Here is an 18,535-nt window from a genome sequence, read left to right on the forward strand (position 1 = left end):
TCGCCAACAGGGTGGGTAAAGTGCGCAGCGCAACCCAAACAGGAGAGCCTCATGCCCCTCAAGTATCTACACACCATGGTCCGTGTGAAGGACCTGGAGAAATCCATGGCCTTTTATGAGCTCCTGGGCCTGAAGGAAATCCGTCGAAAGGACTCCGAAGAGGGACGTTTCAGCCTGATCTTCATGGCTGCCCCCGGCCAGGAGGAAACCCCGCTGGAGCTGACCTGGAACTGGGATGGCGACGACGGGCTTCCCAGCGACAGCCGCCATTTCGGCCACCTGGCCTACGGCGTGGACAACATCTATGAGACCTGCCAGCGCCTGATGGACAATGGCGTCACCATCAACCGCCCACCGCGCGACGGTCACATGGCCTTTGTGCGTTCGCCCGACAACATCTCGATCGAGCTGTTGCAAAACGGCGACCGGCTCGAGCCCGCGGAACCCTGGGCCAGCATGGAAAACACCGGCCACTGGTAAGACGGCCACTGGCAGGACGGGCAAGACATGCCCACCCGCGTCGCCACGCAGGCGGCGCGCCCGAGGCCAGACATGACAATTTCCGCGCAGCCAGCACTGGCTGCCCGGATCAATCCGCGGCATCAGGGGCGACGCGTGTCACAAGTCGCGGCCCGTATTTCTTCGTTTCGAAAGGTGGGGGAAAGGGCGGCCACTTCTGTGACCTTCAACCAAGGTTTTCACAACCTGGTGCCTGACCCTTTTATCCCGTCCGGGACATGGTTTCCCCGCATGTCCCGATGCCGACTCGCGATGTTTCCCGCTTGCGTCGGCTGTCCTCTGCCTGCCAGGAGCAACCCGGCGCGGCAGTCAGTAGATATAGCGGATCTGATCCGACCAGTAGCGCTCGACGCGTTTCAACGACGCGGTGATATCTTCGATCCCTTGCGAGGAGATCACATCCTTGCCTTCCAGCCCCTCGGCATGGCGGGCAAACAGCGCCGACACGATATCGCGAATCTCGCGACCGCGCGGCGTCAGACGCACCCGCACCGAGCGACGGTCGATCTCGCAACGCTGATGGTGCATGTAGCCCATCTCGACCAGCTTCTTCAGGTTGTAGCTGACATTGCTGCCCTGGTAATAACCGCGGGTTTTCAGTTCCCCGGCCGTGACCTCGTTGTCACCGATGTTGAACAGCAGCAGCGCCTGGACCGCGTTGATCTCCAGCACGCCGACGCGTTCGAATTCATCCTTGATGACATCCAGCAACAGACGGTGGAGACGCTCGACAAGGGCCAGCGCCTCCAGATAACCAGTCATGAACCCTTTGCGGTCCGTCTGGTTGATTGGCAGTTCCATACTCATTCGCATCTCCGACTCGAATTTGCTCCTGAGTAAAGATGCCAACAATTTCCCAAAAATCGGTTAAGCCCGAATTTTATTATTTTTGGTAGGTTTGCGCGATCTCCCCCACCAGGTCACGGAACTGTTCCGGGGCGGCAACCTGCCCCGTAACCCATTGATACAAATCCTGATCATTCTCATGCAGCAGGGCTTCATACAGGTCCAGGCGCGGGTCTTCCATTTGCGCCAGATTTGCAGCGGCATACCCCGACAGCAGGATATCCATCTCCTTGATGCCACGCCGCATGGAGCGCATGTGCAGGCGCTTCAGACGGATTTCGCGGGTCTCGCTCATTCTGCAACTCCCGCGGCGACTTCCCCGCCTGTCGAGGCGCTGGCGGCTTCGGCCGTCTGCAGCAGCGTGCGCAGTTTCTTTTCCAGCCGCGCCGCCCGCTCCGCATTGTTGCGCATCTCGCCGCGCAGCGCCCGAAGCTCGCGCAGGACGCCCGCGAAATCGCCCAGATCCACGTCGCCGCTGGCCGGTTCGCTCATGCCTTCGCCCTCGCCGGTCAACAGCCAGGACATCGACACGTTCAGCACGCCCGCCATCATCGTCAGCTTGTTGGCCCGCGGCTCCGACAGGTCCTGTTCCCAGCCCATCAGCGTCGCTTTCTTGATCCCCAGCCGCCGTGCCAGCTGCGCCTGCGTCATCCCGGCAGCCTCGCGTGCTGCGGCAACCCGGTCCCCGAATGTTGCCGCGTCCGGTCCGTACCAGTCAGTCTCCTGCGCTTCCATCGTCGGATCTCCTATTTGCTCGCTTGATCGCTGTTTAGCGGCACCCTATGACAGTTCTGCAGAACATACAAACCGGGGCCCGTTTCATGTCATTCCTGTCCGATACGCTGTCGCGCGTCAAACCCTCGCCGACCATTGCCATGACCGCCAAGGCGGCCGAGCTGAAGGCCGCCGGACGCGATGTCATCGGCCTGTCCGCAGGGGAACCGGACTTTGACACCCCGCAGAACATCAAGGACGCCGCAGTTGCCGCCATCGCCGCGGGCAAGACGAAATACACCGCCCCCGACGGCATCCCCGAGCTGAAGCAGGCGGTCTGCGCCAAGATGAAACGTGACCACGGGCTCGACTACACCCCGGCGCAGATCTCGGTCGGCACCGGCGGCAAGCAGACGCTCTACAACGCGCTGATGGCCACCCTCAACCCGGGCGACGAGGTGGTGATCCCGGCGCCCTACTGGGTCAGCTACCCTGACATGGTGCTGCTGGCGGGCGGCACCCCGGTGACGGTGGAAACCACGCTGGAAAACAGCTTCAAGCTGACGCCCGAGCAGCTGGACGCGGCGATCACCCCGAACACCAAGTGGTTCATCTTCAACTCGCCCTCCAACCCCACCGGCGCAGGCTACAGCTGGGCCGAGCTGAAGGCGCTGACCGAGGTGCTGCTGCGCCACCCGCACGTCTGGGTAATGACCGACGACATGTATGAGCACCTCGCTTACGACGGCTTTGAATTCTGCACCCCGGCGCAGGTCGAACCAAAGCTTTATGACCGCACTCTCACCTGCAACGGCGTCTCCAAGGCCTATGCGATGACCGGCTGGCGCATCGGCTATGCGGCTGGCCCGGAAACGCTGATCGCCGCCATGCGCAAGGTGCAGTCGCAATCCACCTCCAACCCCTGTTCGGTCAGCCAATGGGCTGCGGTGGAGGCCCTGAACGGCCCCCAGGATTTCCTCGCACCGAACAACGAAACCTTCGTGCGCCGTCGCAACCTGGTGGTCGAGATGCTGAACGCGATCGACGGCATCACCTGCCCGGTGCCGGAAGGCGCCTTCTATGTCTATCCCTCGATTGCCGGTCTGATCGGCAAGACCACCCCCGCGGGCAAGGTGATCGAATCCGACGAGGATTTCGCCACCGCCCTGCTCGAGGAAGCCGACGTCGCCGTGGTCTTTGGCGCGGCCTTCGGCCTGTCGCCCAATTTCCGGGTCAGCTACGCCACCTCGGATGCGGCGCTGAAAGAAGCCTGCACCCGCATCCAGGCCTTCTGCGCCAAGCTGAACTGAAGGGGCCGCGAGTATGAGTGCCGACCTGCCGGAGTATTATTTCCGCGTCCGCGAAAACGGCGCCTTTGTCTTTCGCATCGACGGCGAGAACCGGCAGCGGCGGATCGAAATGGACCAGATCGCGGTCGTCAACATCCGCAACGGCGAGATCAAGCCGCATGGCCAGCGGGTGCTGTCCGACCGCGACCTCGAGGAGATCAAACGCTGGATGGCCGAGCGAAGCGCCACGCTGGCCGCGCGCGAACTCGACGACATCCACCGCGCCATCGACCATCTGAACCTCACCGCCCACTGGGCCAACAGCCGCGCCACCGATGCGCAGCTGGAGGAGGTCACCGACGCCCTGTTGCTGGCCATGCACGACCTGCGCAGCGTTCTGGTGCGCAAGAAGGCTGACCGGTTGATGAAGGCACAGGAGCCACGCGGGGACGACCCGCAATAGGGCTGCGGCGTTACTCGGCGATGTCCTCGGCCCAGAGGTCGGGCTTTTCACGGATGAAGCGGGCCATCAGCGCGATGCAGTCCGGATCGTCGGCCACCACCACCTCCACGCCGCGGCGGCGCAGGAAGTCTTCGTTGCCGCCAAAGTTCTGGCTGTCGCCGATCACCACGCGCGGGATGCCGAACTGCACGATGGTGCCGCTGCACATCATGCAGGGCGACAATGAGGTATAGAGAACCGTATCGCGGTAGCTGGCCTGCCGCCCCGCCTTTCGCAGCGCGTCCATCTCGCCGTGGGCGATGGGATCGCCCTTCTGCACCCGCTGATTGCGCCCCTGTGCCACCACCTGACCACCCCGCGCCAGGACCGAGCCGATCGGGCAGCCGCCCTCGTCGAACCCGGCACGGGCTTCCTCATAGGCGATGCGCAACAGGCGGCGGTCATCTTCGGTCATCATCGGCGGGCGCTTTCCGGTTGTGGGGACTTGCCCCAGCCTGCCGACGCCTGCCGCAGCGGTCAAGCCATGGAGCTCAGGCGTTGGCGGTGCCGACGGTGCGGATGATCCGCCCCCAGAAGCGCCACATCAGGAACACGCCCGCCGTGGTCAGCCCGGCCACCAGCCCGACCCAGACGCCAACGCCGCCCCAGCCCAGCACAAAGCCCATCACGTAAGACGCGGGTATACCCACCGCCCAGTAGCTTACCACCGCGATCACCAGCGGCACGGCGGTGTCCTGCACCCCGCGCAGCAGCCCCAGCGCCACCACCTGCATGCCGTCCATCAGCTGGAACAGCGCCGCCATCGCCAAAAGGCCGACGCCGATCAGCACGATCTGCTCCTTCTGCGGATCGGCCGGGTCGAGAAACAGCGAGATCAGCCACTCCGGTAACAGCAGGAAGGCCGCAACCCCCAGCACCGAAAACGCCAGCGACATCACGGTCACCACCTTGGCCCCCAGTGCCATATGCGCCCGGTCGCCCCGGCCAAAGGCATTGCCCGCCCGGATGGTGGCCGCGTTGGACAGTCCCAGGTGCGCCATGAAGGCCAGCCCGCCCAGCGACACCGCGATCCCATGCGCCGCCAGCGGCACCGTGCCCAGCCAGCCCATCATCATCGCCGAGGCGGCAAACAGGCTGCTCTCGGCCACCGTGGTCAGCCCGATCGGCGCGCCCATGCGCAGAACCTTGCCCAGCATCTCCCAGTCCGGGCGCTGGAAATTCTTCAGCAGCTCATGCTCCGGCAGCACCCGCAGCGCATAGGCCAGCACCAGCACAAAGGACACCCCGTTGGTCACCACCGAGGCCAGCGCGGCCCCCATCACCCCCAGCTCCGGCGCGCCCCAGTTGCCGAAGATCAGCGCATAGTTCACCAGCGCGTTCAGCACCGCGCCGAACACCGACATCCACAGAACAATCTGGGTGCGCTCCAGCGCCGCCAGGTAGGATTTCGCCACCATGTACAACAGCGCCGGAAAGATCGCCCAGCCGGCAATGCGCAGATACTCCGCCGCGTCATGCGCCACCTGCGGTTTCTGCCCCAGCAGCAGCAGGATCGGCTCCGACCACCACAAGAGCGGCATCGCCAACGCGCCATACAGCAGCGACAGCCACAGCCCCATGCGGGTCGAGCGACGGATCTGGCGCTCTTCCCCGGCGCCGGCCGCCGCCGCCACCATCGGCATCACCGCAAAGGCAAAGCCGGATCCCAGCAGGAAGATCGAGAAGAAATAGGTCGAGCCCAGCGTCACCGCCGCCAGCGCCTCCACCCCGTACCAGCCCAGCATCACCGTATCGGTGAGGCCGATGGCAAACTGCGCCACATGGCCGCCGATCAAAGGCAGCCCCAGAACCGCGATCGCACGCGCATGGCCGCGCGCGCTCATGACCATTGCTTTGTTATCCGTCTTGCTCATGCGCCAGCATTAGGCCCGGTCACGCGTTCCGGCAAGGGCAGAGTTTCCTTTCCCGCGCACAGCCTTATGGTGGTAGACTGCACAGCCACGCCCGCGCAGGAGCCCGCCATCATGCCCGCCTCGAAATCCGACCCGTTTGCCCCGCTGATCCCCGACACCCGCGCCTTCCTGGCCGAACTGACGGAAAACAACACGCGCGACTGGTTCAATGCCCATAAATCCCGCTACGAGGCGCAGCTGCGCACCCCCGCGCTGCGCCTGGTGGACGAGGTCGCCCAGGCGATCAGCCGACGCACGGGGGCCAAGGTGACGGGCAAGCTGTTCCGCCCCCAGCGCGACATCCGCTTCTCCAAGGACAAGACCCCTTACAAGACACATCTGCATATGCTCTGGTCGATCGAGGACGCCGAAGCCGACACCAGCTGCGCGCTGTTTTTCGGGATCGATCCCGCGCGCTGCACCACCGGCGGTGGCATCATGGGCTTCAGCCCCGCGCAGGTCACCCGCTGGCGGGCTGCCGTGGACGGGGCGACGGGGGACGAAGCCGCGGCGTTGGTGGACATTCTGGCCCTCAAGGGCTTTGCCACCCGCCCGGCCGAGCTGAAACGCACCCCTGCGCCCTATGGCAAGGCGCATCCGCATGGTGACCTGCTGCGCCGCAAATCGCTGACCTTCTGGCATGATCTGTCCCGCGCCGAACAGGCCGCGCCAATGGCGGCGGTGATGTCCACGCAGCTGACGCTCGCGCCGGCCTTCGCTCTGCTGGGGGACGCCCTTCGGGGCTGAGGGCCTAGAGCGCGCGCAGCATGATCTGGATTGCCAGGATGGCCACCACCGCCCCCGCCAGGATCTCGAGCATTGCGGCGGCCCGCAGGGCACCGCGCCCCTGCAACTGTGCCAGCGCGCCCCGACGCAAGGTCACTGCCGCAACAGCCACGGCAACCGTCACCGTGGCAGTGCCCAGCCCCATGACGAACACCCCGGCAACCCCCGCCCACAAGACGCCCATGCGCCAGGTCAGCAGCAGCAGGAACACCGCACCGGTACAGGGTCGCAGCGCCACCGCCCCCACCACCGCCAGCGCATCGCGCAGCGAGGTGACATTGGCCGCTTCCTCCAGCGTCGGCCCGTGCCGATGCCCGCAAGAGGCACAAACGCCATCGTGATGGTCATGCGCCTGCGCCCCATGGGTGTGCCCATGGTCGTGATCATGCACGTGCCCGTGGACCTGATCGTGATCGTGATGATGGTGATGGTGACCCGCAGGGTCATGGGAATGGGCGGCCTCTCCGTGCCCGGCCGTGGCCAGCGCCAGTTCGGGCCCCGTGCGGGCCAGCAACCGCCGCAGCCCGCGCGCCAGCAGCCACAGACCGACCAGCGCGATCAGCGCGTAGGACAGCGGCGCCAGCACCTGTTCGGCCATGTCGGTCAGCTGCTCGCGCCCCCAGTCGAACGCCAGCAACCCGCCCGCAACAAGGATCACCGCAGTCGCCGCCTGCGCCAGCGACGAGGCCACCGCCAGGGCCGCCAGCCGCATCAAGGGCACCCGTCGCCCCATGCCATAGCCGCCGATCACCAGCTTGCCATGCCCCGGCCCCGCCGCATGAAAGAACCCGTAGGCAAAGCACAGGGACAAGAGCGCCGCCAGCGCCCCCGGCTCACCGCCGCGCAGCGCGCGCAGCCCCCGCGCCATCGCGTTCTGCGCCTGCCGCTGGCCCTCTGCGGCCCAGCTCGCCACGTCCTGCGCGCCGCCGAGGCCCCACAGCCAGACCGCCAGCGCCACGACGCCCAGCGCCGCCACTGTCAGCGCATACCGCATCCTCAGCCCTCACACCGCAGCCGAACCACATCGGCGAATTTCTCTCCGACCTTGGGAAACTCCAACTCCGCCTCCTGCGTCGGCACGGCATAAAGCAGCTCTTCCACCTGGGAATAGGCCGCATTCAGATCCGGCGGCGTCACCTCGCCCTGGCATCCGCCCGTCACCTCAAGCCCGAGGTTCAGCGTGTACGCCGTGTAGAACGTCGGATCGTAAACCTTCATCACCACCCCGTCGGCCGCCACCGGCTGTGCCAGCGCGCGGCGATGGCGGGTGGTGATCCGGCCCTCCTCGACCTCGGTCGACAGGTGCTCCGGGTCCCCCAGCGCCAGCGCCTCCCCCTCCCGGTCGAGATAGGTATCGCCCTCGAAATCAGGCAACCAGGCCAGATCGAACCCCTGCAGCTGCGCCAGTTCGGCCTCGGTCAGCTTGCCGTCATAGTCGCTGTCCAACCCGCGGTCCTCCAGCACCAGCAACGAATAGAACTCATCATAGGCCCAAGTGACCTCCACCGATTCCAGGGTGCCGGACTCGCTGACGATCACCTTTACGGCGGTGTCCACGAAGATATGCGGGTGCGCCGCAGCAGCAGCCGGCAACAGCGCGGCGCCCAACAGCAATCGACAGATTTTTTTCATGTCCCAAGATCTACGCCCATGGCCCCGACGCTGCAACCGCGACGACGGCAGCGGTGGCGCCGCTCCGCCCATCGTCAAGGCACCGCAAAATTACCCGCGGGGATCACCGCAAATAAAGTTGACTTTAATAGTCGGAATACCTATGCCAAACGGCGGAGCCAGCAAGACCGTCCAGCACGCATCCCTCCCTGTATGCATGAACGGACCTGGACCATGGCCCCCTCCCTACGCCCCCACCTTCCCCTGATCGCCGCCCTGCTGCTTGGCACCTGCCTGGCCGCCCCCGCATGGGCCGAGGACAGCCCGCTGCTGCTGGACGAGATCATCGTCTCCAGCGACCGCGCGGGCGGCACGCCGCTGGATATTCCGGCCAATGTCACCGTCGTTGACGAAACCGAACTGGAACGCCGTGGCGTGCAGGACCTGGAGGATCTCCTGCGCACGGTTCCGGGGGTAACCATCTCGCGCCAGACCTCGGCAACGGATCCGTTCAACACCATCGGCGGCGTGACCATCCGCGGCGTCGGCGGCAACCGGGTGGCGCTGCAGGTCGACGGCTCACGGGTGGCGGAGCGGATCACCGACGGCACCCGCGACTACTTCGACTTTTCCTTCACCAAACAGGCCGAGGTGGTGCGCGGACCTGCCTCGGTGAAATGGGGTGCCGATGCGCTGGGGGGCCTGCTGGCGGTTGAAACCCTGAACCCCAAAGACCTGCTGCAGGGACAGGACCGCGCAGGCCGGGCCAAGGCGTCCCATGACAGTCTCAACCGCGGTACCGAGGCCGAGACGATCTTTGCCCAGCGCTTGAACGACCAGCTCAGCTTCCTGCTGGGGGCAAAGCGCAGCCATGCGCATGAGATCGAAAAGTCCAACGCCCGCGCCGATGGCGGCCTTTACGGCTGTCCGCGCAACCTCGGCCACGGCGCCACCCACTGCGGCGAGCTGGACCCCACCGACACCGCCACCAGCCGCGCCCTGGCCAAGCTGGTCTGGACCCCCAACGCCCAGCACCGGCTGGAATTCAGCGCCGACCATCTGGCGCGCAAGACGGATGTAACGCAGAAACAGGATCTCGGCCCGGTCTACTCCAGCTTCTCGGGCGCGCCGACGGGCGAGGTGATCCACAGCCGCGACCGCCACCTCGACCTGTCGCGCCAGCGGTTCGGGCTCGAGCACCAATGGACCCCGGCGCAGGGCTGGCTGGACGAAGTCAAGACCACACTGGCCCATGTGCCCCACAGCTACGAAAGCCTCAGCCACAAATCCACCACCTCTGCCGCGGGCGACAGCCTGCGCACGACGGATATCCTGACGTACTCCGAGGACTTCCACGAACTCGACATTCAGGCCACCAAGACCTTCACGACCGGAGACATCGACCATCTCTTGGTCTTCGGCTTCGATGGCGATTACGCGCAAACCGACTACCAGCGGATCTCGCGGGTCCGCAACCTGACCACCGGCACCACGACCGAGACCCGCGCGGGCGGCTTCAACTTTGCCAACGCCGAGACGACCCGCGCCGACCTCTATGCCGAAAACCGGATGCGCTTTGCCGGTGGCCGCTTCGAGCTGACGCCGGGGGTGCGCTTTGCCACCTACCGGATCGAGCCCAAGCCCGACGCCGACTACCAGGTGGTGCCGGGCGCGGAGCCCGTCACGCGCAAGGACAGCGAGCTGCTGGCCAGCCTCGGGGCGCAGTTCCACATCGACGACCGCTATTCGGTCTGGGCCAAATACGGCGAAGGCTTCAAGATGCCCACCGCCCAGCAGCTGTTCCAGTCGCTGGATTCCACCTTCTTCGATCTGGTGCCTGCACCCGGCCTGCGCCCCGAAAGCGTCAAGAGCTACGAGATCGGCCTGCGTTACGAAGGCGCGCGCGGCTACACCGCGGTGAACCTGTTCCAGTCCGACTACGACGATTTCATCCAGAGCTTCTACAACATCCCCGGCACCAGCCAGTACACCTACCGCAACCTCTCCGAGGTTTCGATCTGGGGGATCGAGATGTCCGGCGCCTGGGATCTGAACGACCGCAGCTGGCTGACCTATGCAGCCGCCTGGCAGAAAGGCACCCAGCGGACCAGTGCCAGCGCCGCCGAAACCCCGCATGACCTTGCGCCGCTGACCGCTACCCTGACCTATGGCTACGCGCTGCCGCAGTATGACCTGACGCTCGAGGCCGTCGCCACCGTGGCCGCGCGGGTCAAGGAAACCGCCGATCCCGACGGTTTCAAACCGGCAGGCTACGCGCTCTTGGACCTCTACGGCAAATGGCAGGTTGCGCCCAACGCCTCGCTGAACGTCGGCGTGCAGAACGTCTTTGACAAACGTTACTTCACCGCCGACGCCATCGGCCGCAGCACCGCCCCCTCGGAGGCGGTGGCCCGGTCCAACCCGCTGGAGCTGATGACCGGTGCAGGCCGCAGCTTCCAGGTCAGCCTGAACCTGGACTTCTGATGCGGGCGCTGTTCGGCAGACTCTACCGCCTGACGCGGCTTGCGGCCTCGGGGCCGCAGGCGTGGCAGGGGCTGGTGCTCTATGCCACGGTGCTCGGCCTCGGCTTTGTCGGGGTCTGGACCAGCGTCCTGATGATCGCCTGGAACAAACGCTTCTATGACGCGGTGGAGCAGCTGGACCTGGCCACCACCCTGCGCGAGCTGGCGGTGTTCTTTGTCATCACCGGGCTGCAAGTGGTGCTGTTCATCGCCGGCGACTACCTGCGCAAGCGGCTGCTCCTGCGCTGGCGCGCGCAGCTGACCGAGCGCGCCCTCTCCGCCTGGACCAGCACCCGCGCCTATTGGCACCTGCGCCCCGGTCTGTCGCCGCAGGCGATCGACAACCCCGACCAGCGCGTCGCCGAGGACTGCCGCCAGTTCGTCGACAAGCTGCTGCTGCTGTCGCTGGACCTGATCGAGAACTGCGTCTCCATCGTCAGCTACCTGGTGGTGCTCTGGGGGCTGACCGGCTTCGTGCTGACGGTGCCCGTCTTCGGCGCCGAGCTCACCCTGCCGCATTACCTCGTCTGGCTCGCCTTCGTCTATGTCGGCATCTCCAGCGGCATCACCCATCTGATGGGCCGCCAGCTCAAGCCGCTGTTTTTCCGCCAGGAACGGCAGGAGGCCGACTTTCGACACGCGCTGGTGCAGCTGCGCGACAACGCACCCGAAATCGCCCAGTCCGGCGGCGAGGACGCCGAGCTGCGCCGCCTCGGCCAGCGGTTTCAGGGCATCCGCCGCAACTGGCTGGCGCTGATCCGCCGCGAGGCGGTCCTCAACATCTTTCACCGGCCCTATTTCCAGACCGTGCTGCGGGTGCCGATGTTCTTCTCGCTGCCCGCCTATTTCGCAGGCTTCGTCACCTTCGGCGGCATGATGCAGCTGGCCGGCGCCTTCGGCCGGGTGACCCAGACCCTCAGCTGGTTCATCTTCAACTACAAGGCCATTGCCGAAATCGCCGCCATCGCCGAGCGCCTGGATGAGCTGTTCGCCAGCACCCGCGCCCCGGCGCCGATGCCCGGTGTGCCCCGCGCAATCCGCCGCGCGCCCGCCCCGGACGACGCGCTACACGTGCGCGGGCTGTCCCTGTTCACCCCGCAGGGCCGCGCTCTCGACCCGGTCCCGGATGTCACCATCCGGCTCGGCGCATCGGTCTGGATCAGCGGCCCCTCCGGCACCGGCAAGACCACGCTGCTGGCCGCCCTCTCCGGTCTCTGGACCTATGGCGAGGGCGAGATCCTGACACCGCCTGCGGGCCTGATGTTCCTGCCCCAGAAACCCTATCTGCTGCCCGACGGGCTGGCCGCGGCCGCCTGCTACCCCAGCGATCCGGCAGGCTTTGCCCCCGCCCGCCTGCGCGCGGTGCTGCAGGAGATCGGCCTCGGCCACCGGCTGGACATGCTGGATCAGCCCGGCCCCGCCGCGCTCGAGGGGCTGTCAATGGGAGAGCGCCAGCGCCTGGCGCTCGCCCGCGTGCTGCTGAACCGCCCCGCCTGGGTGGTGCTGGACGAGGCCACCAGCGCGCTCGACAACGCCAGCGAGACCCGCCTGCTGTCCCTGATCCGCCGCGCGCTGCCCCGGGCCGCGATCCTGTGCGTGGCCCACCACGAACCCCGCGGGCTGGCCCCCTTCGACCGCTGGCAGATCGGCCCCGCAACCCCGGATGAAAGACAAATCGCATGACAGACACACGATCCTTCCCCGCAGGCGACGCCGCAGAGCGCGGCCGCTGGACCCTCGGCGGTGCCGAACCGAATGCACTGCTGGCACGGCTGACGCAGATGGACCGGGTGATGCTGGCAATCCGGCAGGACGGGCTGCTGCATGAGCGTCTGGGCCGGATCCGCGAGGTGTGCCTTGATGGCGATCACGTCGTGCTCGGCGGCACCGATCCGGTTGCCCGCATCCCGCAGGGCCTGCTGGCGGCGGTGCGTCTGGATGTCAGCGCCGAGATGCGCGGCAAGCTCTACCCCCGGCTGGAGTTCCTCGACCGCGACGGCACCCATGTGTTCTCCGTCACCGGGCTGGAGGGCGCGGCCCCGTTCCTTTCCCCCCTCGCCACGCTGAACCGCACGCCGCTGCCGCCGCCCAGCGCCGAGGCCCCGGTGGACACGCCCGATGATCCCACCGATCAGGACCCCGCCCTGCAGCTTCTGGGCCGGTTCCAGCGTGCTGCGCAACCGCTGCGCATCACCGCCCGCCAATACGGGATCCGCCAAAGCTGGCAGGGTGTCATCGACCGGTTGATGCCGATGGGCGGCCATGTGAACATCATCACCAAACCCTTTCACCTGCACCTGCGCGCGGGCCTGATCGCCGCCTGGAACAGCACGAAAGGCCACCATGTCGCGCTTGATGCACAGGCACGGCCCCTCGGACTGGAGATTACCGAAACATGACCCCCGGCACCTGGTTCACCCCCGGCACGCAGGCCCCGCTCAGCCATCAGGAGGTGCTCGCCCGCGCCGCCCGCCAGCAGGCGGTGCTGCTGGGCGAAAGCCACGACAGGGCGGAAAACCACCGCTGGCAGATGCACGTCTGCGCGGGCCTTTTGGCGCATCGCCCGGATCTGGTGCTCGGCTTCGAGATGTTCCCGGCCCGGCTGAACCCGGTGCTGGCCGACTGGGTCGGCGGCACGCTCAGCGAGGCGGCGTTTCTGGAGCGCGCCGAATGGAGCACGGTCTGGGGCTTTGATGCCGAGTTTTACATGCCGATCTTCCGCTTTGCCCGGGATTTCGGGATCGAGATGATCGGCCTCAACTGCCGCCGCGCGCTGGTCGCCGAGGTCGGCCGCGACGGCTGGGAAAACATCCCCGAGGACGCCCGCGAAGGGCTGAGCCCGGCCGCGCCCGCAACCGCCGCCTATCGCCAGTACCTGTTCGACATCACCGGCGGCCGACGCGAAGGGCGCGCGGCGCAATCCGCCGATGATCCCGCTTTTGACCGTTTCGTGCGGGCGCAGCAGACATGGGACCGCGCATTTGCCTGCCGCATCGCCGAACGGGCGGCCGCGCCGGACGCGCCGCTGGTGGTCGGCATCATCGGCCGCGGCCACCTGGAGTTCCGCGGCGGCACCCCGTTCCAGCTCGACCACCTAGGCATTGCGCAGACGATGGTGCTGCTGCCGCATGCGCGGGGGGACAGCCACCATGCCGGACAGGCCGACGCCATGTGCGTGATGCCGGACAGCCCGGGCCAGCCCGCCGCAGCAGGCTAGGCCCCTGCCCGCTCGTCGGCCTCTCGCGCGACCGCGGCGATGGCGGCGCGCACGTCCGACGCGCGGCTGCGGTGATTGGTGATCGCCGCCCGCAACAGCACCCGGCCATCCACGCGGGTGGTGGAGAACACGGCCTCGCCGCTTTCCTGCAGCACCTGCGCGATCTCGGCATTCAACCGGGTCTGCGCATCCGGCGGCAGGTCCGCCTGGGCGGTGAAAACGCAGACATTCGACACCACCGGCGCCGCCAGGGCCATCCTTGGCTGCGCCGCGACCTCAGCCGCCATCAAGGCCGCCAGGTCGCAGTTTCCGGTAATCGCCTCCGAGAACGCCGCCTCGCCATAGGTCTCCAGCGCCGTCCAGACCTTCAGCGCCCGGTTGCCACGGGAAAGGTCGATGCCGTAGTCGCAGAACCACGGCTCGCCCCCCGCCAACCCGCGCTCCGCGCCCTCCAGATAGGAGGGCCGCGCCGCAAAAGCCGCCCGGTGCTCGGCCTCGTTGCGGATCAAGGCCATGCCGCAGTCATAGCCGACGTACATCCACTTGTGGAAATCCAGCGCGATGCTGTCAGCCCGGCCGATGCCGTCGCTCAGCGACCGGTAGGGCTCTGCCGCGATCCGGGTCCAGGCGCCAAACGCCCCGTCGACATGCAGCCACAGGCCCAGCTCGGCGGCCGCATCTGCGAGGGCGTTCAGATCGTCAAACAGCCCCAGGTCCACCGACCCGGCGGTGCCCACCACCAGGAACGGCAGCGCCCCGGCAGCACGATCCTGCGCCACCATCTCCGCCAGCGCGGCGCAATCCATCTTGCCATCAACCAGCGGCACCTTGCGCAGGTTGTCCGAGCCAATGCCCAGCAGCTCCACCGCCTTCAGCGTGGCATTGTGCACGCTCTCCCCCGCATAGGCCGTCAGCCGCACATCGCCCTGTCCCCGCTTGCGCAGATCCGGCAAGGCCCTCAGCCGCGCCGCCTGAAAGGCAATCACCGTCGCCTGCGAGGTGCCGGTCACCAGCAATCCGCTGGCCCCTTCCGGCATCCCCATCTTGCGGCGGGTCCAATCCACCACCGCGCGTTCCATGTAGTTCGCCCCGTGGTCGCGCCCGCCCATGTTGGCATTGACCGCAGCCGCCGCGACCGACGCGATCAGGTCCGAGGCCAGCCCCGAGCCCTGCACCCAACCCCAGAACCGCGGATGGGTGTTGCCGCCATGATAGGGCAGCACATCGGCGATGATCCGGTCCACGGTCTCTTGCGGCCCGCGCGCCTCGGCCTGCACCGCATAGCGCGCATCGATGTCGTCCGGCACCGGCTGCCAGGGGCGCTCCGCCGCCTGCTGCATCTGGTCCAGCGCCGCCTCCAGCATCCGCTGCGCCTCTGCCCGGAAGGCCACCCAGTCCTGCGTCTTGATTCCCTGATCCGCCATCCCCGCGTCCTCTGCCTGCCCTGTGCTGGCCGCAGGTTTAGCCCGCAGACCGCGACGCTGCACGGAGAATATCGCCGCAGCTGCCCGGCGGTCCGCGGCTCAGCCCCCGACCTCCCCGTCAAACCAAAGGTTTGCCTTCGGCAAAACGGGAGGGCGCTTCGCACCCGCCCGAGGCCGGCCGCGGCGCTGCGCAGCTTATCCACAGCCCCTTGCGTCCCTCTTCCACCCGGCCCCAACACCTGCCATAATGACCGTCAACCAAAACCAAGGAAGAGCAGCTCCCGCACATGGCCGACGACCTCCTCAGCACGCCCGCAGCCGAGACCTATGACGCCTCCTCCATCGAGGTTCTCGAAGGCCTCGAACCGGTCCGACAGCGCCCCGGCATGTATATCGGCGGCACCGATGAGCGCGCCCTGCACCACATGGTGGCGGAAATCCTCGACAACTCGATGGACGAGGCCGTGGCCGGCCACGCCAACCGCATCGAGGTGACGCTGCACGCCGATTATTCCGTCACCATCTCCGACAACGGCCGCGGCATTCCGATCGACCCGCACCCCAAGTTCCCCGACAAATCCGCGCTCGAGGTGATCCTCTGCACGCTGCATGCGGGCGGCAAGTTCTCCGGCAAGGCCTACCAGACCTCCGGCGGCCTGCACGGCGTCGGCTCCTCGGTGGTGAACGCGCTGTCGGATTCCATGGTCGTGCAGGTGGCCAAGAACAAGGAGCTGTTCGAACAGCGCTTCTCCCGCGGGTTGCCGCAAGGCCCGGTCGAGAAGATCGGCGCAGCGCCGAACAAGCGCGGCACCTTCGTCACCTTCCACGCCGATGAGCAGATCTTCGGCCACCACCGTTTCAAGCCCGCACGGCTGTTCAAGCTGGTGCGCTCCAAGGCCTACCTGTTCTCCGGCGTCGAGATCCGCTGGAAAACCGAAATCGACGACGGTGAAACCCCGGCCGAGGCCACCTTCCACTTCCCCGGCGGCCTCAAGGACTACCTGACCGAGGTGCTGGGCAAATCCTCCGTCTACGCAGACCAGCCCTTCGCCGGCAAGGTCGAGTTCCGCGAGAAATTCGGCGAGCCGGGTTACGTGGAATGGGCGATCAACTGGACGCCGTCGCGCGACGGCTTTACGCAGTCCTACTGTAACACCGTCCCCACCCCCGAAGGCGGCACCCATGTCACCGGCTTCTGGTCCGCGATCCTCAAGGGCATCAAGGCCTACGGCGAACTGGTCGGCAACAAGAAGGCCGCCCAGATCACCCGCGATGACCTGATGGCGGGCGGCTGTGCGCTGGTTTCCTGCTTCATCGCCGACCCCGCCTTCGTCGGCCAGACCAAGGACCGCCTGTCCACCGAATCCGCCAACAAGATGGTGGAAAACTCGGTCCGCGACCATTTCGACAACTGGCTCGCCGCCGATACCAAATCCGCCGGCGCCATCCTCGATTTCCTGATCCTGCGCGCCGAGGAACGCCTGCGCCGCAAGCAGGAGAAGGAGACCCAGCGCAAGTCCGCCACCAAGAAGCTGCGCCTGCCCGGCAAGCTGACCGACTGTACCTCCAAGGACCGCTCCGGCACCGAGCTGTTCATCGTCGAGGGCGACTCCGCGGGCGGCTCCGGCAAGGGCGCGCGCAACCGCGAATACCAGGCGCTCCTGCCGCTCAAGGGCAAGATCCTGAACGTGCTGGGCGCGGCCTCGAACAAGCTCGGCTCCAACGCCGAGATCAACGACCTCTGCGAGGCGCTGGGGGTCGGGCTGGGTTCCAAGTTCAACCTCGACGATCTGCGCTATGACAAGATCATCATCATGACCGATGCGGACGTCGACGGCGCCCATATCGCCTCGCTCTTGATGACCTTCTTCTTCACCCAGATGCGCCCGCTGATCGACCACGGCCACCTGTACCTGGCCTGCCCGCCGCTGTTCCGCCTGACGCAAGGCGCCAAGCGCGTCTACTGCCAGGACGAGGCCGAGCGCGACTACTGGCTGGAAAAGGGCCTCGGCGGCAAGGGCAAGATCGACGTCAGCCGCTTCAAGGGTCTGGGCGAAATGGACGCCAAGGACCTGAAGGAGACCACAATGGACCCCAAGACCCGGAAATTGATCCGGGTGACCATCGACGAGGACGAGCCCGGCGAGACCGGCGACCTGGTCGAGCGTCTGATGGGGAAAAAGCCCGAGCTGCGCTTCCAGTATATTCAGGAGAACGCGAAGTTTGTGGAGGAGCTGGATGTTTGAGGGCGAGGAAGAGCTTTCAGGTGATGATGCTGCTTCAAAGAAGATCACTTACGAAAAAATTGCCGGATTGCTAACTCTAATCCCGGCAGCAGGTTTTATTCTCGCTCTTTCTCACCAGTATGCCTTCCTAAAAACGCTTGGCGTAAGCCCCTTTGACGTATTGCAAATTAGCGACATGGTGTTGTTAAGCGCCATCTACGTGCTACCAGCATGTGCAGGTTTTTTTGTAATAATGTTGCTTCAAGGCTGGGGCGACTTTTTTTCCGGAGCAAAGCCGAGCAATATTAGAGCAAAGAGCAACTCCCCTCAAAGATCGGACATTTTTGATTATATATTCTTGGGGACAATTTATTTTGGCGCATTCATTTTTACCCTCTTTGGCGCTGCGCCAGAAATAGGCGCATTTTTCCTAATTCTTGTTTTGTGGCGCTTCATTTTGGGCCTAATCAAGCCGCATATTGAGCATTTCTTAAGCGACACGGCTCTTACGGCTATGGCAGCATACACGCTTATAATTTCTCTCTTCATCTCACAAGCAGTGAACCAGTCTTTTGGCATTCAATCTGGAAGCGCCACACTTCCGGTAGTACAGATCGCCCAAGAAGAAGAAAGTGATGCAACATTCGAGTTGGTTGCGAACTACTCCGGTGGCATTCTATATCTGAGCCGAGACAAAGGAATAATTACTTTTCTGGATGATAACAACTCGCGCCTGATCTTTAGATTCGACCCTGAGCCGCCTAGGGTCAGGATGCATTGATTTCCGCCGCACTGCGTGATTCACGGCTCGGAAAATGGAGCTGTAACATGAGCGATCTTTTCTGGCTGACCGACGAGCAGATGGCCAAGCTCACCCCTTTTTTCCCGAAGTCGCATGGCAAGCCTCGGGTTGATGACAAGCGGGTGCTGAGCGGAATTATCTTCATAAATCGCAATGGTTTGCGAT

The 18,535-nt window shown here is 65.6% G+C and carries 18 protein-coding genes and 1 pseudogene; 11 read left to right on the forward strand and 8 right to left on the reverse strand.

From position 1 onward, the window contains the following. Nucleotides 1-51: 51 nt before the first annotated feature. On the forward strand, nucleotides 52-480 hold the full coding sequence (locus AB9K35_RS16180) for a VOC family protein (RefSeq protein ID WP_369927627.1): 429 nt from the start codon (nucleotides 52-54) through the stop codon (nucleotides 478-480). A gap of 348 nt (nucleotides 481-828) precedes the next feature. Here the strand turns inward: AB9K35_RS16180 and AB9K35_RS16185 are convergent, their stop codons facing one another. From AB9K35_RS16185 to AB9K35_RS16195, 3 genes are all read right to left on the reverse strand, one after another. Then, entirely contained in the window at nucleotides 829-1,326 is a 498-nt protein-coding gene (locus tag AB9K35_RS16185) for a winged helix DNA-binding protein (protein WP_222453912.1), read from the reverse strand. Nucleotides 1,327-1,402: 76 nt separating this feature from the next. Continuing rightward, a complete protein-coding gene (locus AB9K35_RS16190) occupies nucleotides 1,403-1,660 on the reverse strand; it encodes a succinate dehydrogenase assembly factor 2 (protein ID WP_222453913.1) in 258 nt (85 codons plus the stop codon). Then, nucleotides 1,657-2,100 (reverse strand): helix-turn-helix domain-containing protein, encoded by a 444-nt coding sequence (locus AB9K35_RS16195; RefSeq protein ID WP_369927630.1) that lies wholly within the window; start codon nucleotides 2,098-2,100, stop codon nucleotides 1,657-1,659. The genes AB9K35_RS16190 and AB9K35_RS16195 overlap by 4 nt, the downstream gene beginning before the upstream one ends. Nucleotides 2,101-2,186: 86 nt before the next feature. Between AB9K35_RS16195 and AB9K35_RS16200 the strand changes: the two genes are divergently transcribed. Then, complete coding sequence (locus AB9K35_RS16200) at nucleotides 2,187-3,389, forward strand: pyridoxal phosphate-dependent aminotransferase (protein ID WP_369927631.1); 1,203 nt, start codon at nucleotides 2,187-2,189, stop codon at nucleotides 3,387-3,389. A 13-nt stretch (nucleotides 3,390-3,402) separates the two neighbouring features. Next, a complete protein-coding gene (locus AB9K35_RS16205; RefSeq protein WP_369927633.1) occupies nucleotides 3,403-3,831 on the forward strand; it encodes a hypothetical protein in 429 nt (142 codons plus the stop codon). A 10-nt stretch (nucleotides 3,832-3,841) separates the two neighbouring features. Here AB9K35_RS16205 and AB9K35_RS16210 read toward each other — a convergent pair whose 3' ends face one another. Together AB9K35_RS16210 and AB9K35_RS16215 are read right to left on the reverse strand one after the other, a co-directional pair. Beyond that, complete coding sequence (locus AB9K35_RS16210) at nucleotides 3,842-4,288, reverse strand: nucleoside deaminase (RefSeq protein ID WP_369927635.1); 447 nt, start codon at nucleotides 4,286-4,288, stop codon at nucleotides 3,842-3,844. Nucleotides 4,289-4,361: 73 nt separating this feature from the next. Next, the gene (locus tag AB9K35_RS16215) at nucleotides 4,362-5,744 is read right to left on the reverse strand and encodes an MATE family efflux transporter (protein WP_369927636.1); all 1,383 of its coding nucleotides are present in this window, start codon (nucleotides 5,742-5,744) and stop codon (nucleotides 4,362-4,364) included. Nucleotides 5,745-5,855: 111 nt separating this feature from the next. On the opposite strand from AB9K35_RS16215, the gene AB9K35_RS16220 reads away from it, so the two are divergent. Beyond that, nucleotides 5,856-6,530 carry a DUF2461 domain-containing protein gene (locus tag AB9K35_RS16220; protein WP_369927638.1) on the forward strand — a complete coding sequence of 225 codons (675 nt, stop codon included), beginning with the start codon at nucleotides 5,856-5,858 and terminating at the stop codon, nucleotides 6,528-6,530. Between the two features lie 4 nt (nucleotides 6,531-6,534). On the opposite strand, the gene AB9K35_RS16225 is transcribed toward AB9K35_RS16220, so the two are convergent. Then, a complete protein-coding gene (locus AB9K35_RS16225; protein WP_369927640.1) occupies nucleotides 6,535-7,563 on the reverse strand; it encodes a nickel/cobalt transporter in 1,029 nt (342 codons plus the stop codon). Between the two features lie 2 nt (nucleotides 7,564-7,565). Then, nucleotides 7,566-8,201, reverse strand: a complete 636-nt coding sequence (locus tag AB9K35_RS16230; RefSeq protein ID WP_369927642.1) for a DUF1007 family protein — start codon at nucleotides 8,199-8,201, stop codon at nucleotides 7,566-7,568. Nucleotides 8,202-8,414: 213 nt separating this feature from the next. On the opposite strand from AB9K35_RS16230, the gene AB9K35_RS16235 reads away from it, so the two are divergent. From AB9K35_RS16235 to AB9K35_RS16250, 4 genes are read left to right on the forward strand one after another with little or no spacing between them, the layout of a single operon-like run. After that, nucleotides 8,415-10,664, forward strand: a complete 2,250-nt coding sequence (locus tag AB9K35_RS16235; protein WP_369927644.1) for a TonB-dependent hemoglobin/transferrin/lactoferrin family receptor — start codon at nucleotides 8,415-8,417, stop codon at nucleotides 10,662-10,664. Then, complete coding sequence (locus AB9K35_RS16240; protein ID WP_369927646.1) at nucleotides 10,664-12,385, forward strand: ABC transporter ATP-binding protein/permease; 1,722 nt, start codon at nucleotides 10,664-10,666, stop codon at nucleotides 12,383-12,385. Before AB9K35_RS16235 ends, AB9K35_RS16240 begins: the two co-directional genes overlap by 1 nt. Next, complete coding sequence (locus AB9K35_RS16245; RefSeq protein ID WP_369927648.1) at nucleotides 12,382-13,101, forward strand: hypothetical protein; 720 nt, start codon at nucleotides 12,382-12,384, stop codon at nucleotides 13,099-13,101. The genes AB9K35_RS16240 and AB9K35_RS16245 overlap by 4 nt, the downstream gene beginning before the upstream one ends. Next, complete coding sequence (locus tag AB9K35_RS16250; protein ID WP_369927650.1) at nucleotides 13,098-13,919, forward strand: ChaN family lipoprotein; 822 nt, start codon at nucleotides 13,098-13,100, stop codon at nucleotides 13,917-13,919. Before AB9K35_RS16245 ends, AB9K35_RS16250 begins: the two co-directional genes overlap by 4 nt. Here AB9K35_RS16250 and AB9K35_RS16255 read toward each other — a convergent pair. After that, the gene (locus AB9K35_RS16255; RefSeq protein ID WP_369927652.1) at nucleotides 13,916-15,343 is read right to left on the reverse strand and encodes an aspartate aminotransferase family protein; all 1,428 of its coding nucleotides are present in this window, start codon (nucleotides 15,341-15,343) and stop codon (nucleotides 13,916-13,918) included. The two genes, AB9K35_RS16250 and AB9K35_RS16255, sit on opposite strands and share 4 nt — an antisense overlap. 287 nt (nucleotides 15,344-15,630) lie before the next feature. Between AB9K35_RS16255 and parE the strand changes: the two genes are divergently transcribed. From parE to AB9K35_RS16270, 3 genes and pseudogenes are all read left to right on the forward strand, one after another. Further along, complete coding sequence (gene parE, locus AB9K35_RS16260) at nucleotides 15,631-17,589, forward strand: DNA topoisomerase IV subunit B (protein ID WP_222453926.1); 1,959 nt, start codon at nucleotides 15,631-15,633, stop codon at nucleotides 17,587-17,589. Next, nucleotides 17,582-18,349 (forward strand): hypothetical protein, encoded by a 768-nt coding sequence (locus AB9K35_RS16265; protein ID WP_369927655.1) that lies wholly within the window; start codon nucleotides 17,582-17,584, stop codon nucleotides 18,347-18,349. Before parE ends, AB9K35_RS16265 begins: the two co-directional genes overlap by 8 nt. 47 nt (nucleotides 18,350-18,396) lie before the next feature. Further along, a pseudogene (locus AB9K35_RS16270) lies at nucleotides 18,397-18,535 on the forward strand (IS5/IS1182 family transposase); the annotation flags it as partial.

The sequence above is a fragment of the Leisingera sp. XS_AS12 genome, from assembly GCF_041224635.1.
In the GTDB taxonomy this organism is placed as follows: domain Bacteria; phylum Pseudomonadota; class Alphaproteobacteria; order Rhodobacterales; family Rhodobacteraceae; genus Leisingera.